We start from the raw sequence: 23,351 nt of genomic DNA, 5'->3' as shown, positions 1-23,351 counted from the left end.
GCCGTGCGGCCGGTTGATCGTGGCGGCCCGCGCGCTTCATGTGCGCGCGGGCCGCCTGTTAAATCCAGGCAGTCGTATCGGCGGTTGCGGGCGCGGGAGCGGGTCCCGCAGCCGCCTTTGCATCCGTCGCAGCCTGCAGTGACTCGAGCGCGTCCAGAATCGCTTCGGGTGTCGCCGGCGCGCGCAATGACGGTGCGCCCGGCGCATCGGGCACGGCGGCCGCGATCGCATCGCGCAGCGCCAGAAACACCGAGAACGGCAACAGCAACGGCGGCTCGCCGACCGCCTTCGAACGGAACACGGTTGGCTCGGCGTTTTCGTTGCGATACAACTGGACGTGGAACGCGGCCGGTGTGTCGCTGATAGCGGGAATCTTGTACGTCGATGGCGCATGCGTCATCAGACGGCCATCGCGGTTCCACCAGAGTTCTTCGGTGGTGAGCCAGCCCATGCCCTGGATGTATCCGCCTTCCACCTGGCCGATATCGATGGCCGGATTGATCGACTGCCCGACATCGTGCAGGACGTCGGCGCGCACGAGCTTCCATTCGCCGGTCAGGGTATCGATCACGACCTCGGACACCGCAGCGCCATAGGCGAAATAGTAGAACGGATGACCGGTCAGCGTCTTGGCGTCCCAGTGGACTTTGGGCGTCGTATAGAAGCCGTCGGACCACAGTTGCACGCGGGCCAGATACGCGGCGCCCGTCAGCTGTTCAAACGGCATGGCCGCGCCGTTGACGCTCACCATGCCGTCAGCGAACTGCACGTCTTCGGCCGCGCCGCCGAGTACTTTGGCAGCGAGTGCCGCGAGCCGCTCGCGTATCGTGCGTGCGGCCGCTTCGGCGGCCTTGCCGTTCAGGTCGCTGCCTGTCGACGCCGCCGTCGCCGATGTGTTCGCGACTTTCGACGTATCGGTTGCGGTTACACGCACGCGCGACAGCGCCACGCCGAATTCGCCGGCGACGACCTGGGCGACCTTCGTGTTGAGCCCCTGGCCCATCTCGGTGCCGCCGTGATTGACGAGGATCGAACCATCCTTGTAGATGTGCACGAGCGCGCCCGCCTGATTCAGGAACGGCACGTTGAACGAGATGCCGAACTTCACAGGCGTCAAGGCTATCCCGCGCTTGAGCACCGGGCTCGCCGCGTTGAATGCGGCAAGGGCGGCACGCCGCGCGCGATAGTCGCTGGTTGCGAGGAGTTCGTCGGTGAGCGGCGCGATGATGTTGTCCTCGACGCGTTGTCCATACGGTGTCACGTCGCGCTCGCCGATACCGTAGAAGTTGGCGAGTCGCACGTCGAGTGGATCGCATTTCAGCTGCCGCGCGATGCTGTCGAGCATCACCTCCATCACGAGCGCGCCCTGCGGGCCGCCGAAGCCGCGAAAGGCGGTGTTCGACTGCGTATTCGTCTTGCAGCACAGCGCGACGATGTCGACGTCGGACAGGTAATACGCATTGTCGAAGTGACAGACGGCGCGTGTCGCCACGGCACCCGACAGGTCCGCCGAATAGCCGGCCCGCAGCGCGATTTCGACGCGTGCGCCGAGAATCCGGCCGGTGTCGTCGAACCCGGCTTCGTATTCGTAGAAGGCGTCATGGCGCTTGCCGGTGATCATGAAGTCGTCGTCGCGGTCGGCGCGCAGTTTCACCGGACGCCGCAGCTTGTGCGCCGCGAGCGCCGCGACGCAGGCGAACAGCGCCGACTGTGATTCCTTGCCGCCGAAACCCCCGCCCATACGCCGACATTCGCAGATCACGTTGTGCGTCGGCCAGCCGAGCATGTGCGCGACGACGTGCTGCATTTCGCTGGGATGTTGCGTCGAACTGTAGACGAGCATGCCGTCCATCTCTTTCGGCAGCGCGTACGCGACCTGTCCTTCGAGATAGAACTGCTCCTGGCCGCCGACCTCGAACGTGTCCTTGATCCGGTGCGGCGCCGACGCGATCTTCTCGAGTGGCGCGCCGCGCGTCAGATGCAGTGGCGGCAGCACGAACTGTTTTTTCGCTTTGGCTTCGGCCGGCGTAAGCACGACTTCGAGTGGCTCATAGCGGATCACATCGTCGCTCCTTGCGAGCGATGCGGCGCGGCGCGCTAGTTCATGGCTCTGTGCGATCACGGCGAACACCGGTTGGCCGAGATACAACACTTCGTCGGCGGCGAGGATCGGATCGTCGTGCAGCACGGGACCGCAATTGTTTTCGCCGGGGATGTCGGCGGCGGTCAGGACCGCGATCACGCCAGGCGCATTGCGCACTTCGTCGAGATCGAGCGAGACGATGCGCGCATGCGCATGGCGCGAAAGACCGAGCGCGGCGTGCAGTGTGTCCTGGAGTTCGGGGATATCGTCGGTGTAGGTGGCTTCGCCACTCACATGCAGCGCCGCCGATTCGTGCGGCAACGCCGCGCCGATCGCGGCCGCGGCCGTTGTGTTGCGACCGCTGGCCTCGACGATGAATGCATCGGTCTGCCTGTTCATGGCGACGGCTCCTGTGCAGTTGCGGCCTGCGCTTCGTTTGCTTCAAACGCGAAGGCATTCACGTCGCACAGAGCGAGCGGCGCGGTGTCGCGCGTTTCCAGATGGAAGCGCCACAGCAGATTGCGCGCGACCTTCAACCGGTATGCGCTCGATGCCCGCATGTCGGTCAGCGGCTGATAGTCGGTGGCGAGTGCATCCATTGCGTGGCGCGCGGTTGCATCATCCCAGAGCGCGCCGTTGAGGGCCGCTTCGGCGTGTGCGGCCCGTTGCGGAGTCGCCGCCATGCCGCCGAATGCGATACGTGCATCGATGATCGCGCCGCTATCGTCGATGCGCAGCGCGAACGCCGCGCATACGGCCGAGATGTCCTGATCGTACCGCTTCGAAACCTTGTAGGTGCGAAAGCGCAGATCGCGCGCGGGGCGCGGCACGCGGATGGCCGCGACGAACTCGCCCACGTGCAGCGCGCTTTTCTGATATCCCAGGTAGAACGCGTCGAGCGGCAGCGTGCGTGTTCTGTCTGCCTGCCGCAGCACGACCTCGGCGCCGAGCGCGATCAACGCTGGCATCGAGTCGCCGATCGGCGACCCGTTCGCGACGTTGCCGCCGAGTGTGCCTGCGTTGCGGATCGGCAGCGAAGCGAAGCGCGTCCACATTTCGGCGAGTTCGGGGTAGTCGACGGCGAGTGCCGCGTAGGCATCTTCAAGCGATGCCGCCGCGCCGATCGTCAGCGTCTGCGCATCGCGTTCGATGGTCTTCAGTTCGGCGACGTTGCCGGTATACAGGATGTCGCCGAGATCGCGAAACTGCTTCGTCACCCACAGGCCGACGTCGGTGCTGCCCGCGAGTATGCGCGCGTGCGGATGCAGCGCGCGCAACATGGCGAAAGTGTTGATGTCGAGCGGCGCGTAAAACGTCGATGTGTCGAATTCAGGGCCGCGTGCATCGGGCGAGGTGTACTCGAACGTGTCATGACGCTGGATGGCCTGCAGCGTTTCGGCGATCTTCGCCCGGTCGAACGGCACGCGCGGATATTGCTGGTAGTCGAACATCTTCTGCGCGGCTTCGACGATCGGCCGGTAGCCGGTGCAGCGGCACAGGTTGCCGGACAGGGCGGTGTTGATTTCATCGCGTGTCGGCAGACCGGCCGCGGCGGGCTGGTTCTCGTAGAGCGCCCACATCGACATGACGAAACCGGGCGTACAGAAGCCGCATTGCGAACCGTGGCAGTCGACCATCGCCTGCTGGACCGGATGCAGCGCGCCGTCCGCATCGCGCAGGTCTTCGACGGTGAAGAGCGCGCGGCCGTCGAGCGTCGGCAGGAACTGGATGCACGCGTTGACCGCTTTCAGCTGGAGCGCGCCGTGCGCGTCGCATTCGCCGACCACGACCGTGCATGCGCCGCAATCGCCTTCCGCGCAGCCTTCCTTGGTGCCCGTGCAATGGAGATCCTCGCGCAGATGCTGGAGCACCGTGCGCGACGCAGGCACGTCGCGTATTTCACGGACGGACCCACGATAATAGAAACGGATGGTTTGCGTTGTCATGGCCAATCCAGAAGACATTGCGGACCGGGCGCGCGTTACGCTTGGGGTCGCGCCGTAGCCGGCCTCGCGCACGTAGATCGCCATCCATGACTGAAGATAGCACTGACGGGCTCCGGAAAGTATTTCCCGGCAATGATGCGGGTTATCAGCACGCAATCATGACAATCGTACGATTCGCGCGCGGCGCGGAAGTTGCGCGCCGGGGAAATGGCGCGGGAGTGAGGCGGGGCGGGCCACACAGCCTGTGTGGCTGGACCCCGTACGGGACGCAGAGGCGGGAATCGCGGCGGCCTCGTACGGCCAGGTGTTTACGCGCAGGCGGCCTTGAGCTGGGCGTACCTGCGCGATGTCGTTGCGCTTATCCGCGTCGGCGGTTGCGCAGCAGGCTCAGCGCGAGCGGCACGAAGGCGACCACGAACGCGATCAGCGACCAGCCGGGCAGCGAGATGCCGAAGATCGGCGGGTAGGGCGTTTCGCACAGGCCCGCCACCTTGAACACTCCAGGCAGCCAGTGCGCGGGAGGCAGGCTGTCGACGACGGGCTGCAATGCGTCGAAGCCGCAGCTGAAGCCCGGATGGGCTTGCACAAAGACATGGCGCGCGGCGGTGACGATGCCGCCGAGTGCCGACAGGGCAGCGAGAAATTCCAGCAGGCGCACACCGCGCCAGCTATGGAAGCGCGCGCCGAGGAACGCGAAGATGGCGATCAGCAGAAAGAAATAACGCTGGATGATGCACAGCGGACAGGGATCCTGGTGCTCGACGTATTGCAGATACAACGCGCCGGCGACCAGCGCCACGCAGATCAGGCCAAGCAGGACCAGCAGCGTGCGCTCACGACGCAGCACAGGGTCGTGGTTTCTCATCAGATGGGTTAGGGCCATATATTTAAATTGGGGCTGAATTAGCGTGGTGGTGAGCGCGATTCTAGCGCGAACGCCGCTTGCATCGCGTTTGGTCTAACGGATTGTGTTGAGAACGGCTTCAGCGGCGCGGCCGATGGCGAGCAGGGCATCGTCGGCGTGCGGCGCGCCGGCGAGCATCAGCCCGACGGGTGCACTGCCGCGCGGATGGCACGGCAGCGACAGGGCGCACGAATCGAGGAAATTGAACGCGCTCGGATTCCGCAGGATCAATGCGTTGACCCGGCCGAAAGCGTCGTCGTCGTGTTCCAGATCGGCGACGCGCGGCGGCACGACCGGCACCGTCGGCGCAACGATCGCGTCGAAACGTTGCCACAGTGCGCGCGCAGCCTCGAGCAGGGCGTTGCGTTCGGCGACGAGGTCGAGATAGTCGGCCGCGCTGGCTGGCTGGCCTTTGAGAATCCGCGCCAGTACGCGCGGGTCGTACTCGTCGCGGTGTTTCTCGAGCAACGGCCGGTGCCATGCATACGCCTCGATCGGCGAAAAGCCGAAGCGGTTGATCTCTGGCAGCCGGTCGAGCGGTGCGAAGCGAACCTCGCTGACAATCGCACCGGCCGCTTCGAGATGCTTGAGCGCGGTATCGATTGCCTCGGCGACGGCGGGCTCCACGCCGTCCGTGACATGGTTCGTGAGCACGCCGAGCCGCACGCCTTCGAGCGGCCGCGCGGCTGGAATGCGCGGCTCGAGCCCGGCCAGTATCCGGTCGATCAGCGCGCAGCACGCCACCGATACGCCGATCGGGCCGAACGAATCGAGCGTCGGCGAGAGCGGCACGCCGCCCTGCTTGGGAATGCGGTCGGCGGTCGGCTTGAAGCCGGTCAGGCCGCAGAGCGCAGCCGGAATGCGGATCGAGCCGCCGGTGTCCGTGCCGAGCGCGACCGCGGCCATGCCGTCCGCAACCGATGCCGCTGCGCCCGACGACGAACCGCCCGAGATGCGTTCGTCGCCTTTCACCCCGCGCCGGTAGGGCGACAGCGGGTTGCCATAATGCGGATTGAGGCCGAGGCCGGAGAACGCAAACTCGCTCATGTTGGTGCGGCCGACGATGACAGCGCCCGCCCGCTTCAGCCGGGCGACCGCAACAGCATCGGCGGTGGCCGGGGCGGCGTTTTCGAGCGCGCGTGAACCGGCGCGCGTCACCTGGCCCTGAATGTCGAACAGGTCCTTCACCGAGACGGGGATGCCGGCGAGCGGCGACAGCACCGTGCCGGCGGCGCGCAGGCGGTCGTGCGCGTCGGCGGCGGCGCGGGCGCTGTCGGCATCGACGTGCATGAAGGCAATGGCGCCCTGGCCCGCCGGATCGGCGATCCTGTCGAGCGCGGCTTCGACGAGTGCGCGGCTGGTGGTGCGTCCGGCGGCCAGATCGGCGGCGAGCTGGGCGAGCGGCGGGAAGGGCGTGAATTCGGTGGCCATGGCAGTCCGGATCGGTTGGATGATGCGTGGACCGGCTTCGCTACGTGCCGCAGGGCTGTCTCAATGGCGTGGTACCAAGGGACAGGACAGGCGGGCGGCGGCGAAACCGTCAGGCGATATCGTCCGCATTGTAGATCGGCTCCCGTCAGCTGGCGGATGACTGAACCTGTAACCGGCTGAAATCGATCCGCTGCGGGTCTGGGTTACCATTCAATTTTTACGTTTTGTAAGGATACTCGCGCATGCACCACGGAATCGGCTTCATTCAGGACCTGGCGGTGGTGATGGCGATCGCGGGCGTCGTCACCGTGCTGTTTCATCGCCTGAAACAGCCGGTGGTGCTGGGTTATATCGCGGCGGGGCTGATCATTGGGCCATACACGCCGCCGTTCCAGTTGATCCACGACGAGCAGACGATCCAGACCCTCGGCGAACTCGGCGTGGTGTTCCTGATGTTCTCGCTCGGACTCGAGTTCAGTCTGCGCAAGCTCTTTCGCGTGGGGGCGACGGCGATTGTCGCCGCCTTGTCCGAGATCGTGCTGATGCTGTGGCTGGGCTATGAAATCGGCAGCGCGTTCGGCTGGAGCCCGATGGATTCGCTGTTCCTCGGCGCGATCCTCGCGGTTTCGTCGACGACGATCATCGTCAAGGCGCTCTCGGATCTCGGTCTCAAGCGAGAGCGTTTCGCGCAGCTCGTGTTCGGCATCCTGATCGTCGAGGATATTCTCGCGATTGCGATGCTCGTCCTGCTTTCCGGCATCGCGCAGACGGGCCAGCTTAGCCCGGGCATCGCGTTCGTCACGCTCGGCAAGCTGCTGCTGTTCATGACGGTGTCGCTGGTGGTCGGGATTCTCGTCGTGCCGCGCGCGCTCAATTATGTCGCGCGTTCGAACAGCGACGAGATGCTGCTCGTGTCGGTGCTTGGCTTCTGCTTCGGCTTTTGTCTGCTCGTCGTGAAGCTCGACTACAGCATTGCGCTTGGCGCCTTCATGATCGGCGCGATCATGGCCGAATCGCGTCATCTGCATCGCATCGAGCATCTGATCGCGCCGCTGCGCGACGCCTTCTCCGCGATCTTCTTCGTCACGATCGGGCTGATGCTGAACCCGGCCGTGCTGGTCGACTACGCATGGCCGATCGCCGTGATCACGGTCGCGGTGATCCTGGGCAAGATCGTGTCGTGCGGGCTCGGCACTTTTCTCGCCGGCAAGGACGGGCGCACGGCGATGCGGGTCGGCATGACCGTCTCGCAGATCGGCGAGTTCTCGTTCATCATCGCGTCGCTCGGCCTCACGCTGAAGGTGACGAGTGCGTTTCTCTATCCGATCGCGGTTGCCGTGTCGGCGCTCACGACGCTCTTCACACCCTACCTGATCCGCGCTGCAGACCCGCTCACGCGCCGCCTCGGTGCGGCGCTGCCGTCCACTGTCGTGACCGTCTTCGGCATGTACGGGCAATGGCTCGACAGCTTGCGGTCGGAGGCCGGCGGTCCGACCGTGTTCAGCATCACGCGCCGTATCGTCCTGCAGATCGCGGTGAATCTTGCGCTCGTCGCGGCGATCTTCCTGGGCGCTTCGTATGGCGCGCCGTATGCCAGCGCGTGGCTCGCGCGCTGGGTGCCGTCTGAGCCGATCCAGCGCGTCGTGCTGTGGAGCGCGGCGCTCGTCGTGTCGATGCCGTTTCTTGTCGCGGTCTATCGCAAGACCAGGTCGCTTGCCTTGCTGCTCGCCGAAGTCAGCGTGCAGCCCGCGAAGGCCGGGCGCTTCACCAGTGCGCTCCGTTACGCGATCTCGGACCTCGTGCCGGTGGTCTCGATGATCGGCGTGTTTCTGCTCGTCGCGGCGCTGTCGGGCGCAATCCTGCCGCCGACTGGCCTGCTCGTCGCCGTGCTGGTCTGCGCGGCATTGCTGGTGACGCTGCTGTGGCGCTGGTGCGTGAAGATCCACGCCTCGATGCAGATCGCGCTGCGCGAAACGTTCGACGAGCAGCCCGACCCGTGATCCGGCGACGCCGAAAAGAAACGCAACAATGTGAGTAATTGTTTGGAGGTTTGCCCGCCATCGCCCGGTGGCGGATAATCAGATCTGGTCCATTCGTTCGCGTGCACGGCGCGCCTGCCCCACAGTCATGAGCGAAAACAAGTCAGCCAATCCCGGCACGCCCGGTTCTCCTGCAACCGACCTGCCTGGAGTTTCGACGTCTGCCTCGACGTCTGAAACACAGCCGGGATCGACGGGGCCTTCCAGCGAAACCAGCGAGGAGGCGGCACGCGCCTCAATCGATGCGCCCGCAAGCGCACCGACCGTGACGCCAGCCGATCCTCCCAGGACCCAGCAACAGCTCGATGCGGCACAGGCCCGCGCAGCCGCTGTAGAGGCGACCGCGAAGCAGGAAGCCGCAGTGCATGAGCGGGACAAGACTTCGAGGCATGGCAGCCCGGCGTCGCCGACTTCAGCCGCTCCGGCTGCACAACAGGCTCAGAAGGCAGCGGCGGGCGCCCCCGAGGCAGCATCGGACGCTTCGGCGAAACCCGCGCCCGGGTCGCCGCCCCCGGGCTTTACGTCGCAACCCGATTTCACTGCCTTCAACCCGCCGCCGGCCAGTGCGCTGCCGCCGGCAGCGCCGCGCTATCTACGGCAGAGCGATTCGGCCTGGTCGGTGTTCGGCCGGATCATCGCGGCACGTGCCCGGCAGCTGTTCGATCGCGCCGGTCAGAGGATTACCCAGCGCACGCTGCGCATCGGCGTGTCCGCGCGGATCTTTCACCCGGAACCGGGTGCGAAAGGGTTGCGCGGCAAGACGTTGCAGTATCTGGAAGAATCGATTGCCCACTGGGTGATGTCGCGCGACGTGATCGTCTTCATGATCCCGACGGTCGGTCATCAAGGCATGCTGCATCCGAGCAACATCCGGCTGCGCGACTATGCAAAGCATCTCGATGGGCTGTTGCTGCAGGGTGGCGCGGACGTGTCGCCGCAGTCGTACGAGGAAGTCGCAACGCGGCCGGAATGGCCCGGCGACCGTGTCAGGGACATGTACGAACTCGAGCTGCTGCACGAATTCGTCGAGTCAGGCAAGCCGGTGCTCGGCGTTTGCCGCGGTTGCCAGCTGATCAACGTCGCGTTCGGCGGCTCGCTGTACCAGGACATCGCCACCGAAGTGCCGACCGCCGGCGTGCACGTCAGCGAACATTACGACCAGCACCGTCACGCGATCCACTTCCCGGACGGCTCCACGCTGGCGAACATGTTCCCCGGGCGCCGCGAGGCGATCGTCAATTCGATCCACCACCAGGCAGTGAAAACGCTAGGGCGCGACCTGAACATCGAAGCGGTGTCGGCAGCGGATGGCATCATCGAAGCCGTGCGCTATCGTCGCGCTCCATTTGTGATGGGCGTGCAGTGGCACCCTGAGTTTCACCGCGCCGGTGGTCCGGAACTGCTCGACTGCACGCCGTTGCTCGATACCTTCCTGCGGGTGGCGCGCGAGACCCGCTTCTAGCGCATGCCTTCCCGGGCGTATCCGAGGCTCCGAGGCACAAGAAAAAACCGGCTTCAAGCCGGTTTTTTCTTGTCGTTGTCCTTGATTGTTCAGCCGGTCGGCGCGGCGAAATTTCTATGCATCGCGGCGACGGCCGGGTGGGGCGGATCAATCGACAGCACCGTCGACATCGCCGGTCGATATCTTGATTTAAAGTCCCGCCGCGCGACTGTCGAACGCTTCGCTTTGCTGCGAATCCGCGCGATAATAACCGGCTCTACTGGATTTGTTTCGCTTGGAGCGTGCACGATGAAGTACTCCTTATCTCTGCGGCGCGTGGCATGGCTCGCCATGGCGGGAGCGTCGCTGCATGGCGCGTTGGCGCTGGCGCAGGAGAGCGAGGCGACGGTGCCCGTCGTCGGCACGCGGCCTGCGTTGAGCGCACTGACGGCGCAGCCCGCCACGTCCGCGCCCGCACCGCAGGCCGCAGCCGGCGTCGCATCGGGAAATGACGCGGACGTGCAAGGCTACGTTGCCGAACTGATCCAGATGATCCACGACGCGAAGCTGGTCGAGTTGCGTACGACGTACAACGGCAGCTTCGGTGCGAGTCTCTTTTTCTATCCGGACGACATGACGTACTACGTCGCGCTGTTTCAGGACCGTCATTTCTGGCGCGTAATCAAGTCCCAGGACGACGCGCGTGCCGAAGCGATCTATGCGGGCTTCGTGCAGCAAACGTCGCAGCTGGCTGAAATCGAGATTCACCGCGCGCAGTTGCAGGCACAGAACGCGTTTCTCGATCGCGTGATTGCGTCGTCGGCAGATCGCGCACGGCGTCTGCAAGCTGATCTCGAAGTCGCCCGCACGCAACAGGCGCAGGTCAGCGATCGTCAGCGTCAGATGCGGGCCGAGGCCGTCGCGTTGCGTGTCGAGAAAGAGAAGGCCCAGGCACAGTTGCGTGATCTGCAGCGCCAGGTTCAGATGTTGCAACGTCAAAATGAGGCGGGTTTGCCCACGGCCAAGTAGCCGCGCGCAATCGCATGATCAAAAGAGAACAGCCCTGTACGTACAGGGCTGTTCTCTTTTGCGCTGTCAGCTATGGTGCGAAGCGCTCAGGCACCTCGGTAACCCGACGCTGCTTCATGTGGTCCATCCAGCTGATGTCGTCTGTTCGCGCTGCATGGTGCGACGGTGCAAGATCGCCGCTGTGCGGGCGTGCCCATATCGTAATGGAAGCGTACTCGTCAGTGACGGCCGGCGTGTTTTCGCGCGATGAAAAGCGCCCCGCCGCTGACGGCATCGCAGCGGAATGATAGGTCGTTGAGGCTGGCAATTCGGTGTGGCGGCGAGTATCAACGTTGTGGGACGCGGCGCGATACTCTCCATTTCGCGCATGAGCCGTGGCGGCGCGATTGCTGTGACGGGTGGGTTTGTTGGTGGCCTTTGCGTTTGCGTGCGCGACGGTATTGTGTGTCTTCCTTACGTCGACTTCTGTATGTGTACCCTGAGAGGTCGCTGTGGCTGCCTGCACTTCAGGTGGCAACGGCTGCGCGACAGGGCGCGCAGTGGTGTCGGGCCTGGCGACGTTCTGTACCTGGTGAACCGGCGTGTCTTTCAATGCGATCCATGTCAGCAGCGCGATGCCCCCCGCTGCGACGGCGCTGCCTGCGAGGGCGGCACGCTTGCGTGTCGACGGGGATAGTGCGACCGACGCCACGACAGTTTCCGTCGGTGTGACGAGCCTGTCGACCGTCGACACTATACAGGCTGTTTGAGCACCAACCTCGGTGGGGGCGTTTGCGAGGGGCGACTCCCAGCGACACATCGAACGTATCGCATCTGCGCTCAGACAGAACGTGCGCAGCATCGCGGCATAAAGCGCCTTGAGCTGCGGGCGAATGCTGAAGTTGGGCGGCAGCAGTGCCCATTCGCGCCCAAACGGAACGGGCAGGCCATCGAACGGGCGCGCTCTCGGGAGGGCTATGTGGCCTTCGATCAGGGTGAGGGGGATAGTCGACATCGACGTTTTAGCGACTCCTCGCAGCGGGATCCTGGAGCCTCACGGCGACGTGCGGAGCGGTATCGTTCAACGTGCGCATACCCGTTCAGCGGCCACAGACAACTCACGCCAAAAGCCATGGAGGAAGCAACGCATGATGCACCCAGCGAGGGGCGTCAACGATCAGACGCGTCTTAAAATGGCAGTCAATTGAACAGGAGTGCTGATATTCCAGAAGGCATCAACTTCGCAGCATTAGCCGTCAACGCTGGTGCCTTCATTCCCCGCGTCGAGGCGGTACACATAACGCAGCGCGGTAATGTCCACGCCACCCATGTGATCGGGCTCGGCGCCCGCGGGTTGCCAGCCCTGCCGTTCGTAGAACGCGATCGCTTGCGCATTGCCTTCGAGCACATACAGATAGAGCTGCGCTTCGCCGTGCGCGCGAGCCCAGTCGAATGCGGCGCGCATCAGCAGCTTGCCGACGCCGATGCCCTGACGGCCCGGCAGCGTGTGCAGATTGTCGAGCAGCACGCCCCACGGCGAATCGACCTGCCGTTCGACGCACGCGAAGCCGATCGCTTCTCCCGCACGTTCGGCGATGACGACGAGTCGCCTGTTTGCGCCCGGGGCATTCAGGCGTGCCTGCCAGTGGGCCGCACGTTCAGTGACAACATCGTTGTCAAGAAACGCATCGGGCAGCAGGCCGCGATAGGTCTCCCGCCAACTGGTGGCGTGAATGGACGCGATGAGCGCTGCGTCGTCGGTCGAGGCAGGACGCAGGTTGAGTTCGGACATTGCGAAACGCTTTAAAAGAGATCAGGCCGCTAGTGTACTGCTCGCGTACACCGCCGGTTTCGTAAGGATTTTGTATGAAATGCAATATGGCAGCAGTGGCGGTAAGATCCTGCCAGGCGGGCGCTTCGAGCCCGCTCCAGGTATTACCCGGATATCGCGTCGATGCCCGGCGAATCAAGATCAATTGCCTCTCTGCGCATTCATCCTGATGTCTAGCCGCGCGCATCCACTTGCCGACGCCGTGGATTGTTTCAACTGCGCTTTGCCGTCGCCGGCACTGCGAAGCGCCAATCAGAGAATGTCATGTCTACAGCGTCCCACGCATCTTCGCCCACAGAATCAAAGGTCAAGACAGTATTCCGCGTTGTCAGCGGCAACTTTCTTGAAATGTATGACTTCATGGTCTACGGCTATTTCGCATCCGCGATTGCCAAGACCTACTTCCCGAGCGGCAGCGACTTTGCCTCGTTGATGCTGGCGCTGTCAGTGTTCGGCGCGGGTTTCCTGATGCGCCCGATCGGTGCCATCGTGCTTGGCGCATACATCGACCATCACGGCCGTCGCAAGGGGCTGATTCTCACGCTCGGGCTGATGGCGGTCGGCACGCTCACGGTGGCTTCGGTACCAGGCTACGCGACAATTGGCCTGATCGCACCCGTGCTCGTTCTGTTCGGCCGGCTCTTGCAGGGCTTTTCGGCCGGCGTCGAACTGGGCGGTGTGTCTGTGTATCTGTCCGAGATCGCGACGAAGGGCAACAAGGGTTTCTATTGCGCATGGCAGTCGGGTAGCCAGCAGGTGGCCGTCGTGTTCGCAGCGCTGATCGGCGTGATCCTGAATAGCGTGCTGCCCGCCGAGCAGATGACGGCGTGGGGCTGGCGTGTGCCGTTCCTGATCGGCTGCCTGATCGTCCCGTTCCTGTTCCTGATCCGCCGCTCGCTGAAGGAAACGGAAGAGTTCCTCGCGCGCAAGCATCATCCTTCGATGGGCGAGATCATGAAGACGATGGCGCAGAACTGGGGCATCGTGCTGGCCGGCATGGGCATGGTCATCATGACGACGGTGTCGTTCTACATGATCACCGCCTACACGCCGACCTTCGGCAAGGAGGTGCTGAAGCTGTCCGCGATCGATGTGCTGGTGGTTACCGTATGCGTGGGCGTGTCGAACCTGATCTGGCTGCCGCTCGCGGGTGCCTTGTCGGATCGGATCGGGCGTCGTCCGGTGCTGCTGACGTTCACGATTCTCACGATCCTCACGTCGTATCCGGCGGTGCAGTGGCTGGTTGCCGATCCGTCGTTCCTGCGCCTGCTCGGCGTGCTGCTGTGGCTCTCGTTCCTGTATGGCAGCTATAACGGTGCGATGGTCGTCTCGCTGACGGAAGTCATGCCGGTCGAAGTGCGTACCGCTGGCTTCTCGCTCGCCTACAGCCTCGCAACGACGGTTGGCGGCTTCACGCCGGCGATCTCGACGCTGCTGATTCATGTCACCGGCAACAAGGCTGCGCCTGGGCTGTGGCTGGGCGTGGCGGCTATCATCGGCCTGATCTCGACGCTCGTGCTGTACCGCACGCCGGAGGCGCGCAATCAATACCGCGCGGCCTGACGACGGACGTGCGCGGCGTCGCGCGATGACGTGCAACCCGGCGCATGCAGCTGGAGTCAAGTCGAAGAGGGGCCGAAGGGCCCCTCTTTGAACCCTTACCTGCTCTCGACGCCGGCGACCGCCGCCGCTGCGTCCACCCGGCGCTCACGCGCCGGGCCTTCCAGTTGCCGGCATTCCACCGTGATACCCCTGCGCGGTGCGTCGAGAACAAACCGGTCGATCAGCTCGCGCACGTCCGGATCGATAAAGTCGGCACGCGTCGCATCGACGATCACGAACGCATTGTCCGGAATCTGCTGAAGGTGGTGCCGCAGCGATACCTTGCCGAGGAACGACACGTCCTTACGAAACGACAGCAGAAAATGGTCGCCATGTTGTGCGATTGTGATGGGACGTTGCAGATTGGCGCGGATCGCCAGCGCGATGCTGCATGCAATGCCTAGCAGGATGCCGATCAGCAGATCGGTCAGCAGCACGCCGACGACCGTCACGGCGAACGGCGCAAAACGCTCGACACCCTGTCGGGCGATCGAGGTAAAAAGCGAAGGGCTGGCGAGTTTCAAACCCGTGAAAATGAGAATCGCGGCCAGGCAGGCAAGTGGAATCAGATTGAGCACACTCGTGAGCACGAACACGCTGCACAACAGCAGCATGCCATGCACCACCGCCGACCAGCGGCTTTGCGCGCCCGCGTGAACATTCGCGGAGCTACGCACGATCACCGATGTGATGGGCAACGCGCCGATCGCACCCGCCATCATGTTACCGATACCCTGCGCCTTTAGTTCGCGAGCGGGATAGACGGGTCGTTTCTTCGGATCGATCTGCTCGACCGCTTCAAGACTCAGCAGCGTTTCGAGACTCGCGACGATAGCCAGCGTCATCGCCAGACGCCAGACGTCGGGGTTCATCAGTTGGGCGAACGCAGGAAATCTGAACATGTCGCTCACTGCATCGAGCGAATCGAGCGAAGGCAACGCGACGCGATGTTCGACCGGAGGCGCAAACGCCGGCGCGAAGGCATCGAGGACCAGCGTCGCCGCGATGCCCAGCATGACAACCACGAGAGGGGCCGGCATCGCCCGGACCGCCGCGAAGCGGCGCAGGGCCTTCGATTCCCAGCCCGCGAGTACCGCAAGCGAAAGCACTGCAATCAGACTGGCCGCGATCGACATCGAACCGATCGGCGTATGAAGCACGCCGGCGTTCGCGCCGACGATCGCTGCGCCGTCGTTCGCCAGGCCGGCCGCGAGAGGCAACTGCTTGATGATCAGCATCAGGCCGATCGCAGCGAGCATGCCCTTGATCACCGACGACGGCACATACGCGGCAAAGCGCCCCGCTTTCAACATGCCAAAGCCAAACTGGATGACACCCGACAGCAGCACGGCGATCAGAAAAGCGGAAAAGCCGCCGAGCCGGGCAATGCCTTCGACGACGATCACGACAAGCCCTGCCGCCGGTCCGCTCACGCTCAGCTGGGAGCCGCTCAGGAGCGCCACGACCAGCCCGCCGACGATGCCGGACAACAGACCCGCAAACGGTTCGACGCCAGAAGCATTCGCGATGCCAAGACAAAGCGGCATCGCGACCAGAAAGACAACGGTGCCGGCAAACAGATCGCGCGGCAAGGTGATAAAGGTTTCACGTAGGCTCATGTTTTTCCGGAGAAATGAAAGTCTGCGGCGGCGGGCACCGCGCGGTTAGATCGATACGCGACCGGTGGACGGCTTACGAGGCCGCGGCTATTTGACCGGATCCCCGGTGAAGCCGGAGGCAAGGACCTTGATCAGTCCGTTGTGCAGGCCGAAGATCCAGCCATGCACGCGTGGCGCAGACTCGGCATCACACAAGATCGGCGTCCTGCGCAGTTCACGGACCTGTTCCAGTACATTCAACTCGGCCAGGCGGTTCACCCGCGACTCGCCTTCGGGCAAGCCGTCCAGCTCCCGCCGGTGTCGCGACGCCAGCGCGCATAGCGGAGCAATCCGCCGGGTCACGTGCGGCAAATCCGGCGAGGGCAGCAGCAGCGACGCACGCACCCCGCCACAACCGTAGTGGCCGCAGACAATCACGTCGTCGATCTTGAGCACGTGAACGGCATACTCGAGGACGCTCATCACGTTGTCGTCGGACGAAGAGAACAGATTGGCGATATTCCGATGCACGAAGAGATCGCCGGGATTGGCGTGAGTCACCGTTTCAGCCGGCACGCGGCTATCCGAACAGCCGATCCAGAGCACCTTCGGATTCTGGCCTTGCGTGAGGCCGGAGAAGAATTGCGGATCGCTATCGGCGGTCTCACGCGCCCAGGCGACATTCTCGACAAGCATGCGTTTGGGATGATTCATCGACAGGCACTCCGGCGAAGAAAAGAACGGGCGTTATTGATCGTGCGTTTGCCGCTCGACGGACGGGCTTTTGTTGCATATAACGAGGTTCCTGCGAATTGCTTTGTAAAAGAGAGTTCCCTCATTCTCAAATATGAAGAGCAATACCATGTTTTATATGACCTGGTTCGGAAGTGGACTTACTTCTGCGTAACCGTCACCGCCTTCTCCATTTCCCGCTAGCCCCATACGCCAGGATTTAGCCCTGCGCCTCCAGGAGGCAGGCGTGTGATGTCCTCTGTGGCTAGCTTGGCGGTCAACACACGCCGCGCGGCGCAGAATGCTTGAACTCTGCAAGTGCAGGCTGGTAATCGTCAACCGCGCTTCAGAGCGGACGCTGTTGGTATGCGGTTTTTATACTAACACCTTATGCGCAGCAAAGTGTTGCACTTCAACATTTAAAAACAAAATTGACAATCGCTTTATTTATTTGGGAATAGTCCTATATTAATGCGCGTTATAAATGCAGTTTAGGCGTTGAGTGTCCACTATTGTTTAATCTATTAAGCGGGCTATTGACTCGAAGCGCCTTAATTTGGGCAGGTTATGAAATTTGCGCGCTGAATTGCATTTGTGCTCGCAGCTGCGGGTGCAATTCCGGCTGCTTCGTTTGCTGCTGACAGTGCCGTCACCGATGAACCGAGCTTGCCAGGCCGGGGAAGTGTTTATAGGTGGTGTGACAGGGGAGGGCCGTGAGGCCTGCTCCTATCCCGATTTTTCAGGCGTCGCGCAATGCGAGCGCAACGGTTGCGACGACCTCGTCCCAGGCTCCCGGTTCCGCCTGGCGAACGAGTTGCACGCCCGGATACCACGGGCTGCGCGTATCACCGACGAACCAGCGCCAGTCGGCGGCGAACGGGAGCATCAGCCAGAGCGGCTTGCGCAACGCGCCGGCGAGGTGGGCAATCGACGTATCGACCGACACGACCGCATCGAGCCGCTCGATGATCGCAGCGGTATCCGCAAAGTCTCCGATACGCTGCCCGAAGCGATGGATCGACGCGCTGCGCGGATGCGCGTCCAGCGCAGCCCGATCCGCTGCGTCAAGTTCGGGTTGCAGCACGACCCAGTCGATGCCCTCGAGCGCGAACAGAGGCTCGAGCGCGGCGAGCGGCATCGTGCGGTTTTCGTGCTGCTGGATGCGGCCGGACCAGGCGAGCCCGATCTTGCGCTTCGCCTGCCCGCCGATCGACCCGCGCCACTTGCGTAGATAGGCCGGCGGCACGGTGAGGTACGGCGTGCGCGCCGGAATGCTCTCGAGCGTCAGGCCGAGCGCGAGCGGCAGGCTCAACAGCGGACATTGCAGGTCGGCACGGGGCCGCGGGGCGCCCCGGGCAAGCAGCGTCACGCGCCAGTCTTGCGCCGCGGGAGCAAGGATCGGCAGCAGTTGCGGCTGCACTTCGAGCACGATACGTACGGCTTGCTGCGCAACGAGCGGCACGAAACGCACGAACTGCAGCGTGTCGCCGAAACCCTGTTCGGCGTGAATCAAGAGCGTCTTGCCTTTGATCGGCTCGCCGCGCCAGCGGGGCAGCGTTTGCATGCCAGGCTGCGCGGTGGTTTCGAGCCGCCATTCGTATTCGGGCAGACCGCGCGCGAAGTCGCCGAGCGTGAGCCGCACGAGCGCGCGATTCATATGCGCGGACGCGAGTGCGGGGCGCAGTCGCAGGGCCTGATCGAACGCGCGCACTGCTGCCTCATGCGCGCCGAGCGCATGGCGTGCGGTGCCAAGGCTAAGCCATGCCAGTGCGAATCCTGGATCGAGGCCGACAGCGCGCTCGAAATGTTGCGTGGCTTGCGCATGCCGCCCGTGTGCAGCAAGCGCATTGCCAAGACCGAATAGCGCAGGCACCAGATGTGGCTGCAACGAGAGCGTCGCTTCGAAAGCGGCGATGGCTTCCTCATGCCGGCCAACTGCGTCGAGCGTGTTGGCAAGATTGAATTGCGCAGCGACAAAGCGCGGTTGCGCGGCGAGCGCGGCCTGAAACTGCGCGATGGCGTCGTCGGCCCGGTTCAGCGCGTTGAGCGCCATCCCGAGATTGTTGTGCGCGCCCGCGTGACCCGGACGCAATTCGAGGGCCCGCCGGAACTCGGCGATCGCATCTTCGTGCTGCCCGAGCGCGTGCAACGCGTTGCCGAGATTATTGTGCGACGACGCGTCGCCTGGTTGCAGGTGCAGCGATTTCCGGAACGCGTCGGCGGCGTCTTCGTGCCTCCCGGCGGCCGCATACGCGTTGCCGAGGTTGTAATGCGCCATCGGAAAGGCCGGCGAGAGCGACAGCGCATTGCGAAAGCGCTCGATTGCGCCGTCCAGCTGGCCGAGCGCCTTCAGCGCGTTGCCGAGATTCAGGTGCAACGCCGCATCGTGCGGGCGCAGGTCGACAGCGCGCCGGACGAGATCGGCGGCGGCGGCGTGCTGGCCTTGCTGGTGGCGCAGCACGCCCAGCAGGTGCAGGGCGTCGACGTGGACGGGGTCGGCGGCGAGCGTCGCGAGATATTCGCGCTCGGCGTCGTCGAGTCGACCGTCACGATGAGCCGTCCAGGCGCGGGAAAAAGCAGGTTCCATGACGGTGGGAAGACGGTTCGGGTGAGACAGACGCCGCATTTTCCCACACTCGGCGGACCACACCCGGATTGACACGATCGGGGGTCGTTGCAGGTCGACCTCGGCACCTCGAATCACCGCTGCGTGCTCGATCATCCTCAGCACCGCCATTGAACGCATTTGATGCACCGCCTCGCCGGACAAAAAAACGGCGGCGTACACTAGTCGGCATGTCTGTGTCTGGAGCCCTGCATGCCCGCCGCTTTTCTCGACGCACCTCCGGTCCTCATCGTCGGCGCTGGTCCGACGGGACTCGCTGCGGCGATGAGCCTCGCACGCGCGCATATTCCGGTACGTTTGATCGACAAGGCGTTGCATCCTGCACCGTACTCGCGCGCGATTGGCATCCAGGCGCGCACGCTCGAACTGCTCGAACAACATCGCATCGTCGAGCCGTTTCTCGAGCTCGGGCATCGGGCGCGCGCGGCCAATCTCTACTCGAACGGACAGCGGCGCGCGCGGCTCGATTTCGATCCGCTGCAGACGCGTTATCCGTATCTGCTGTTTCTCGATCAGTCGGTCACGGAACGCCTGATGACGGAGCATCTCGCGACCCTCGGTGTGACGGTCGAGCGCGGCGTCGAACTGGCCGCGTTCACGCAGGGGTCGGCGGGCATCAGTGCGACGCTTCAGCGGGCCGACGGTCGCACCGAGACGTTGCATCCATCGTATCTGGTCGCCGCCGACGGCGCGCACAGTGCGATCCGTCACCGGCTCGGCGCAGCCTTCGCCGGCAAGACATTCGAGCAGACGTTCCTGCTCGCGGACGTGCAGGCGGAGACCGACTGGCCCGACGATGAGTTTCATATCTTCGCGTCCGGCGACGGGCTGGCTGCGCTCTTCCCGATGGGTAACGAGCGTTACCGGCTGATTGCGGATCACCCGGCGCCGCAGCTTGTCGTCGCCGCACCGCAGAGCGCTGCGGCCACGCCCGTACCGTTGCCGGGCGCGACGCTCTCTTCAGCGACACCGTCGCTCGATGAATGCAGGGCGATCGTCGGGCGTCGCGTGCAGCATCCGGTCGTCCTGTCGGGCATGACGTGGGCAGCGTATTTTCATCTGAACAGCCGGATGGTCGAGCAGCTGCGCGCCGACCGCGTGTTTCTTGCCGGCGATGCCGCGCATGTCCACAGTCCAGCCGGCGCCCAGGGGATGAACACGGGCATCCAGGAAGCGTTCAATCTCGGCTGGAAGATCGCGCGGGTTCTCTCCGGCGGCGCGCCCGACCGGCTCCTCGACACCTATCACATGGAGCGTCATCCGATCGAACGCGATGTGCTGCGGCAGACGAGCTTCGTCACGCACCTCGCGGAAGCCGATCACGGGCCGCTCAAGCTGCTGCGCGAACGGGTGATGCCGGTGCTGGCCGCACTCGGGCCGTTGCGTGATGCCGCACGGCGCACCGTCAGTGAGCTGTCGATCCAGTATCGCCGCAGTCCGCTGACGCTCGAACGCGTACTCGATGGCGGTCCGCGCGCAGGCGAGCGGGCCCCCGATGCGTGGGTGCACGTGCTCGATGGGCCGCTCGGCAGGGCGCCGGGCATTGGTTGTCTGTTTGATCTGCACGACCCGGCGTTTTTTTCGCTGCTGGTGCTGGTCGCGCCGGATGCGCAGGACGAAGAGGCCACGCACGACCCGGTCACGGCGCGTAGGGCCGTCCGCGATGCCGACCTGAAGCGGTTTGTCGAAGAGGTCGAGCAGCTATTGCCGGGTGCGGTGCGTATCTGGCGTCTGACCGACGTGGACGGCGAGGGCCGTCCGTCACTGACTGATGCATACGGGCGCACACGTCCGGCCTTTTATCTCGTGCGGCCGGATGGCTATATCGCCGCGCGTGGCCGCCCCGCATCCGATCTGAACGGACTGCTGCGGCACTGCGAGTCATGGTTCACCAGGAGCACGCTGCCGGAGCGGGAGGTGGACTGAAGGCGGCAAGAAAAAACGCCGGACGCGATTCACGCGTCCGGCGTTTGTGCCCCTTGCTTCGCCAGCTGGTCAGGCCGCGACGGGCGTCAGTTCGTCCCGGTGCTTCAGCACGGCTTCCCTGACGATCGCGGACATCTCCACCTGAGTCGCGCCCGGTGTATCGAGCGCGACCAGCAACGCACGCCGCATGCGCGGTTCCCAGAAACGGCGAATGTGGTCGGCGATACCGGTCAGCGCTTCTTCGTGGTCCGGCATCGACTCGAAGAAATCGCCGATCCGGTTCGCCATGTCGACCAGATTGTCTTTATCCATGGATCGTCCTCACTTGCCAGCCGTTGCGTTGGCTGCTTCGTTGGCTGTCTCGCGCTGTTTCAGCAGATCGAGCTGCTCTGCGTTGAAGCGCGAATAGTTCTGTTGCCATTCCGACGGCTGGGCGACCGGCATCACCTGGACCGCCGTGACCTTGTACTCCGGACAGTTGGTCGCCCAGTCAGAGCTGTCGGTGGTAATCACGTTCGCGCCGGATTCGGGGAAGTGGAACGTCGTGTACACGACGCCCGGCTGCATCCGTTCCGTCACCTTCGCGCGCAGTACGGTCTGCCCTGCCCGCGATTCGATACCGACCCAGTCGCCCGTCTTGATGCCGCGTTCCTCGGCGTCGTGCGGATGCACTTCGAGGCGGTCCTCATCGTGCCAGCGCGAGTTCTCGGTACGGCGCGTCTGCGCGCCGACGTTGTACTGCGACAGGATGCGGCCCGTGGTCAGCAGCAGCGGGAACTTGCGCGTGACCTTTTCAGGCGTTGCGACGAACTTCGTGATGACGAACTTGCCCTTGCCGCGCACGAACGTATCGACATGCATGGTCGGCGTGCCGTCAGGCGCGTCCTCGTTGCACGGCCACTGGATGCTGCCCAGCTGGTCGAGCTTGCGGTACGAGACGCCATGGAAGGTCGGCGTGAGGCGCGCGATTTCGTCCATGATTTCCGACGGATGCGCGTAGTCCATCTCGTAGCCGAGCGCGCGGGCGAGCAGCACCGTGACTTCCCAGTCCGCGTAGCCCGGCACCGGCGGCATCACCTTGCGCACACGCGAGATGCGGCGCTCCGCGTTGGTGAACGTGCCGTCCTTTTCGAGGAAGGACGAACCCGGCAGCAGCACGTGCGCATACTTGGCGGTCTCGTTCAGGAAGATGTCCTGCACGACGATGCATTCCATCGACGACAGTGCGGCCGACACGTGATGCGTGTTCGGGTCCGACTGCACGATGTCTTCGCCCTGGCAGTACAGGCCCTTGAAGGAGCCATCGAGCGCGGCTTCGAACATGTTCGGAATGCGCAGGCCGGGTTCCGGCTGCAGCGTGACGTGCCACGCGTCTTCGAAGAGCGCGCGCGTGGTCGTGTCGCTGATGTGGCGATAGCCTGGCAGTTCGTGCGGGAACGAGCCCATGTCGCACGAGCCCTGCACGTTGTTCTGGCCGCGCAGCGGGTTCACGCCGACACCTTCACGACCGATGTTGCCCGTTGCCATCGCAAGGTTCGCGATGCCCATCACGGCGGTCGAGCCCTGTGCGTGCTCGGTGACGCCAAGGCCATAGTAGATCGCCGCATTGCCACCCGTTGCATAGATGCGGGCGGCTTCGCGCACGGTTTGCGCAGGCACGCCGGTCACATCGGCGGTCGCTTCCGGCGCGTTTTCCGGCAGCGCCACGAACGCGCGCCACTGCTCGAACGCACGCGATTCGCAGCGTTCGGCGATGAACGCTGCGTCGAGCAGGCCTTCGGTGACGATCACATGCGCAAGCGCATTGACGATCGCGACGTTCGTGCCCGGACGCAGTTGCAGGTGATGAACCGCCTTCACGTGCGGCGAGTCGACGATATCGATCACCCGTGGATCGATGACGATCAGCTTCGCGCCTTCCCGCACGCGGCGCTTCATTCGCGAGGCGAACACCGGGTGACCATCGGTCGGATTGGCGCCCATCACGACGATCACATCGGCCTTGTCCACCGACGCGAACGTCTGCGTGCCGGCCGACTCGCCGAGCGTCGTCTTCAGCCCGTAGCCGGTCGGCGAATGGCAGACGCGTGCGCAGGTGTCGACGTTGTTGTTGCCGAACGCGGCACGTACGAGCTTCTGCACGAGGTAGGTTTCCTCATTCGTGCAGCGCGACGAGGTGATGCC

At 64.1% G+C, this 23,351-nt stretch carries 16 protein-coding genes; 5 read left to right on the top strand and 11 right to left on the bottom strand.

What is annotated here, in order from left to right; genetic code table 11:
- Positions 1-58 precede the first annotated feature (58 nt).
- The 4 genes from xdhB to P3T23_RS19390 form a co-directional block, all read right to left on the bottom strand.
- On the bottom strand, positions 59-2,482 hold the full coding sequence (gene xdhB, locus P3T23_RS19405; RefSeq protein ID WP_429317771.1) for a xanthine dehydrogenase molybdopterin binding subunit: 2,424 nt from the start codon (positions 2,480-2,482) through the stop codon (positions 59-61).
- The gene (xdhA, locus tag P3T23_RS19400) at positions 2,479-4,029 is read right to left on the bottom strand and encodes a xanthine dehydrogenase small subunit (RefSeq protein ID WP_429317770.1); all 1,551 of its coding nucleotides are present in this window, start codon (positions 4,027-4,029) and stop codon (positions 2,479-2,481) included. Before xdhA ends, xdhB begins: the two co-directional genes overlap by 4 nt.
- Positions 4,030-4,387: 358 nt before the next feature.
- The gene (locus tag P3T23_RS19395) at positions 4,388-4,894 is read right to left on the bottom strand and encodes a disulfide bond formation protein B (protein WP_429317769.1); all 507 of its coding nucleotides are present in this window, start codon (positions 4,892-4,894) and stop codon (positions 4,388-4,390) included.
- A gap of 93 nt (positions 4,895-4,987) precedes the next feature.
- Positions 4,988-6,364 carry an amidase gene (locus P3T23_RS19390; RefSeq protein ID WP_429317768.1) on the bottom strand — a complete coding sequence of 459 codons (1,377 nt, stop codon included), beginning with the start codon at positions 6,362-6,364 and terminating at the stop codon, positions 4,988-4,990.
- A gap of 242 nt (positions 6,365-6,606) precedes the next feature.
- On the opposite strand from P3T23_RS19390, the gene P3T23_RS19385 reads away from it, so the two are divergent.
- The 3 genes from P3T23_RS19385 to P3T23_RS19375 all read left to right on the top strand — a co-directional run bounded on the left by P3T23_RS19385 (position 6,607) and on the right by P3T23_RS19375 (position 10,873).
- The gene (locus P3T23_RS19385; RefSeq protein ID WP_429317767.1) at positions 6,607-8,364 is read left to right on the top strand and encodes a cation:proton antiporter; all 1,758 of its coding nucleotides are present in this window, start codon (positions 6,607-6,609) and stop codon (positions 8,362-8,364) included.
- Positions 8,365-8,491: 127 nt separating this feature from the next.
- On the top strand, positions 8,492-9,865 hold the full coding sequence (locus P3T23_RS19380) for a gamma-glutamyl-gamma-aminobutyrate hydrolase family protein (protein ID WP_429317766.1): 1,374 nt from the start codon (positions 8,492-8,494) through the stop codon (positions 9,863-9,865).
- 288 nt (positions 9,866-10,153) lie between these two features.
- Positions 10,154-10,873, top strand: coding sequence for a DUF2968 domain-containing protein (locus tag P3T23_RS19375; RefSeq protein WP_429317765.1), 720 nt, complete (start codon positions 10,154-10,156; stop codon positions 10,871-10,873).
- Positions 10,874-10,943: 70 nt separating this feature from the next.
- Here P3T23_RS19375 and P3T23_RS19370 read toward each other — a convergent pair whose 3' ends face one another.
- Together P3T23_RS19370 and P3T23_RS19365 are read right to left on the bottom strand one after the other, a co-directional pair.
- Positions 10,944-11,867, bottom strand: a complete 924-nt coding sequence (locus P3T23_RS19370) for a hypothetical protein (RefSeq protein ID WP_429317764.1) — start codon at positions 11,865-11,867, stop codon at positions 10,944-10,946.
- Positions 11,868-12,101: 234 nt separating this feature from the next.
- Positions 12,102-12,644 (bottom strand): N-acetyltransferase family protein, encoded by a 543-nt coding sequence (locus P3T23_RS19365; RefSeq protein ID WP_429317763.1) that lies wholly within the window; start codon positions 12,642-12,644, stop codon positions 12,102-12,104.
- Positions 12,645-12,947: 303 nt separating this feature from the next.
- Here P3T23_RS19365 and P3T23_RS19360 point away from each other — a divergent pair, with 303 nt between their 5' ends.
- The gene (locus tag P3T23_RS19360) at positions 12,948-14,246 is read left to right on the top strand and encodes an MFS transporter (RefSeq protein WP_429317762.1); all 1,299 of its coding nucleotides are present in this window, start codon (positions 12,948-12,950) and stop codon (positions 14,244-14,246) included.
- 95 nt (positions 14,247-14,341) lie between these two features.
- Here P3T23_RS19360 and P3T23_RS19355 read toward each other — a convergent pair whose 3' ends face one another.
- The 3 genes from P3T23_RS19355 to P3T23_RS19345 form a co-directional block, all read right to left on the bottom strand.
- Complete coding sequence (locus P3T23_RS19355; RefSeq protein ID WP_429317761.1) at positions 14,342-15,904, bottom strand: SulP family inorganic anion transporter; 1,563 nt, start codon at positions 15,902-15,904, stop codon at positions 14,342-14,344.
- An 87-nt stretch (positions 15,905-15,991) separates the two neighbouring features.
- Complete coding sequence (locus P3T23_RS19350) at positions 15,992-16,597, bottom strand: carbonic anhydrase (RefSeq protein WP_429317760.1); 606 nt, start codon at positions 16,595-16,597, stop codon at positions 15,992-15,994.
- Between the two features lie 757 nt (positions 16,598-17,354).
- Positions 17,355-19,202 carry a tetratricopeptide repeat protein gene (locus tag P3T23_RS19345; protein WP_429317962.1) on the bottom strand — a complete coding sequence of 616 codons (1,848 nt, stop codon included), beginning with the start codon at positions 19,200-19,202 and terminating at the stop codon, positions 17,355-17,357.
- A gap of 231 nt (positions 19,203-19,433) precedes the next feature.
- Between P3T23_RS19345 and P3T23_RS19340 the strand changes: the two genes are divergently transcribed.
- The gene (locus P3T23_RS19340) at positions 19,434-21,167 is read left to right on the top strand and encodes an FAD-dependent monooxygenase (RefSeq protein WP_429317759.1); all 1,734 of its coding nucleotides are present in this window, start codon (positions 19,434-19,436) and stop codon (positions 21,165-21,167) included.
- 69 nt (positions 21,168-21,236) lie between these two features.
- On the opposite strand, the gene P3T23_RS19335 is transcribed toward P3T23_RS19340, so the two are convergent.
- Positions 21,237-21,479, bottom strand: coding sequence for a formate dehydrogenase subunit delta (locus P3T23_RS19335; RefSeq protein ID WP_429317758.1), 243 nt, complete (start codon positions 21,477-21,479; stop codon positions 21,237-21,239).
- Positions 21,480-21,488: 9 nt separating this feature from the next.
- Positions 21,489-23,351, bottom strand: a 1,863-nt coding sequence (gene fdhF, locus P3T23_RS19330; protein WP_429317757.1) for a formate dehydrogenase subunit alpha, incomplete at its 5' end; no start/stop codon positions are given.

Source organism: Paraburkholderia sp. GAS448 (genome assembly GCF_050435685.1).
Classification (GTDB): domain Bacteria; phylum Pseudomonadota; class Gammaproteobacteria; order Burkholderiales; family Burkholderiaceae; genus Paraburkholderia.
The sequence above is the reverse complement of the archived record's forward strand: the minus strand, read 5'-3'. Positions and strand labels throughout refer to the sequence as shown.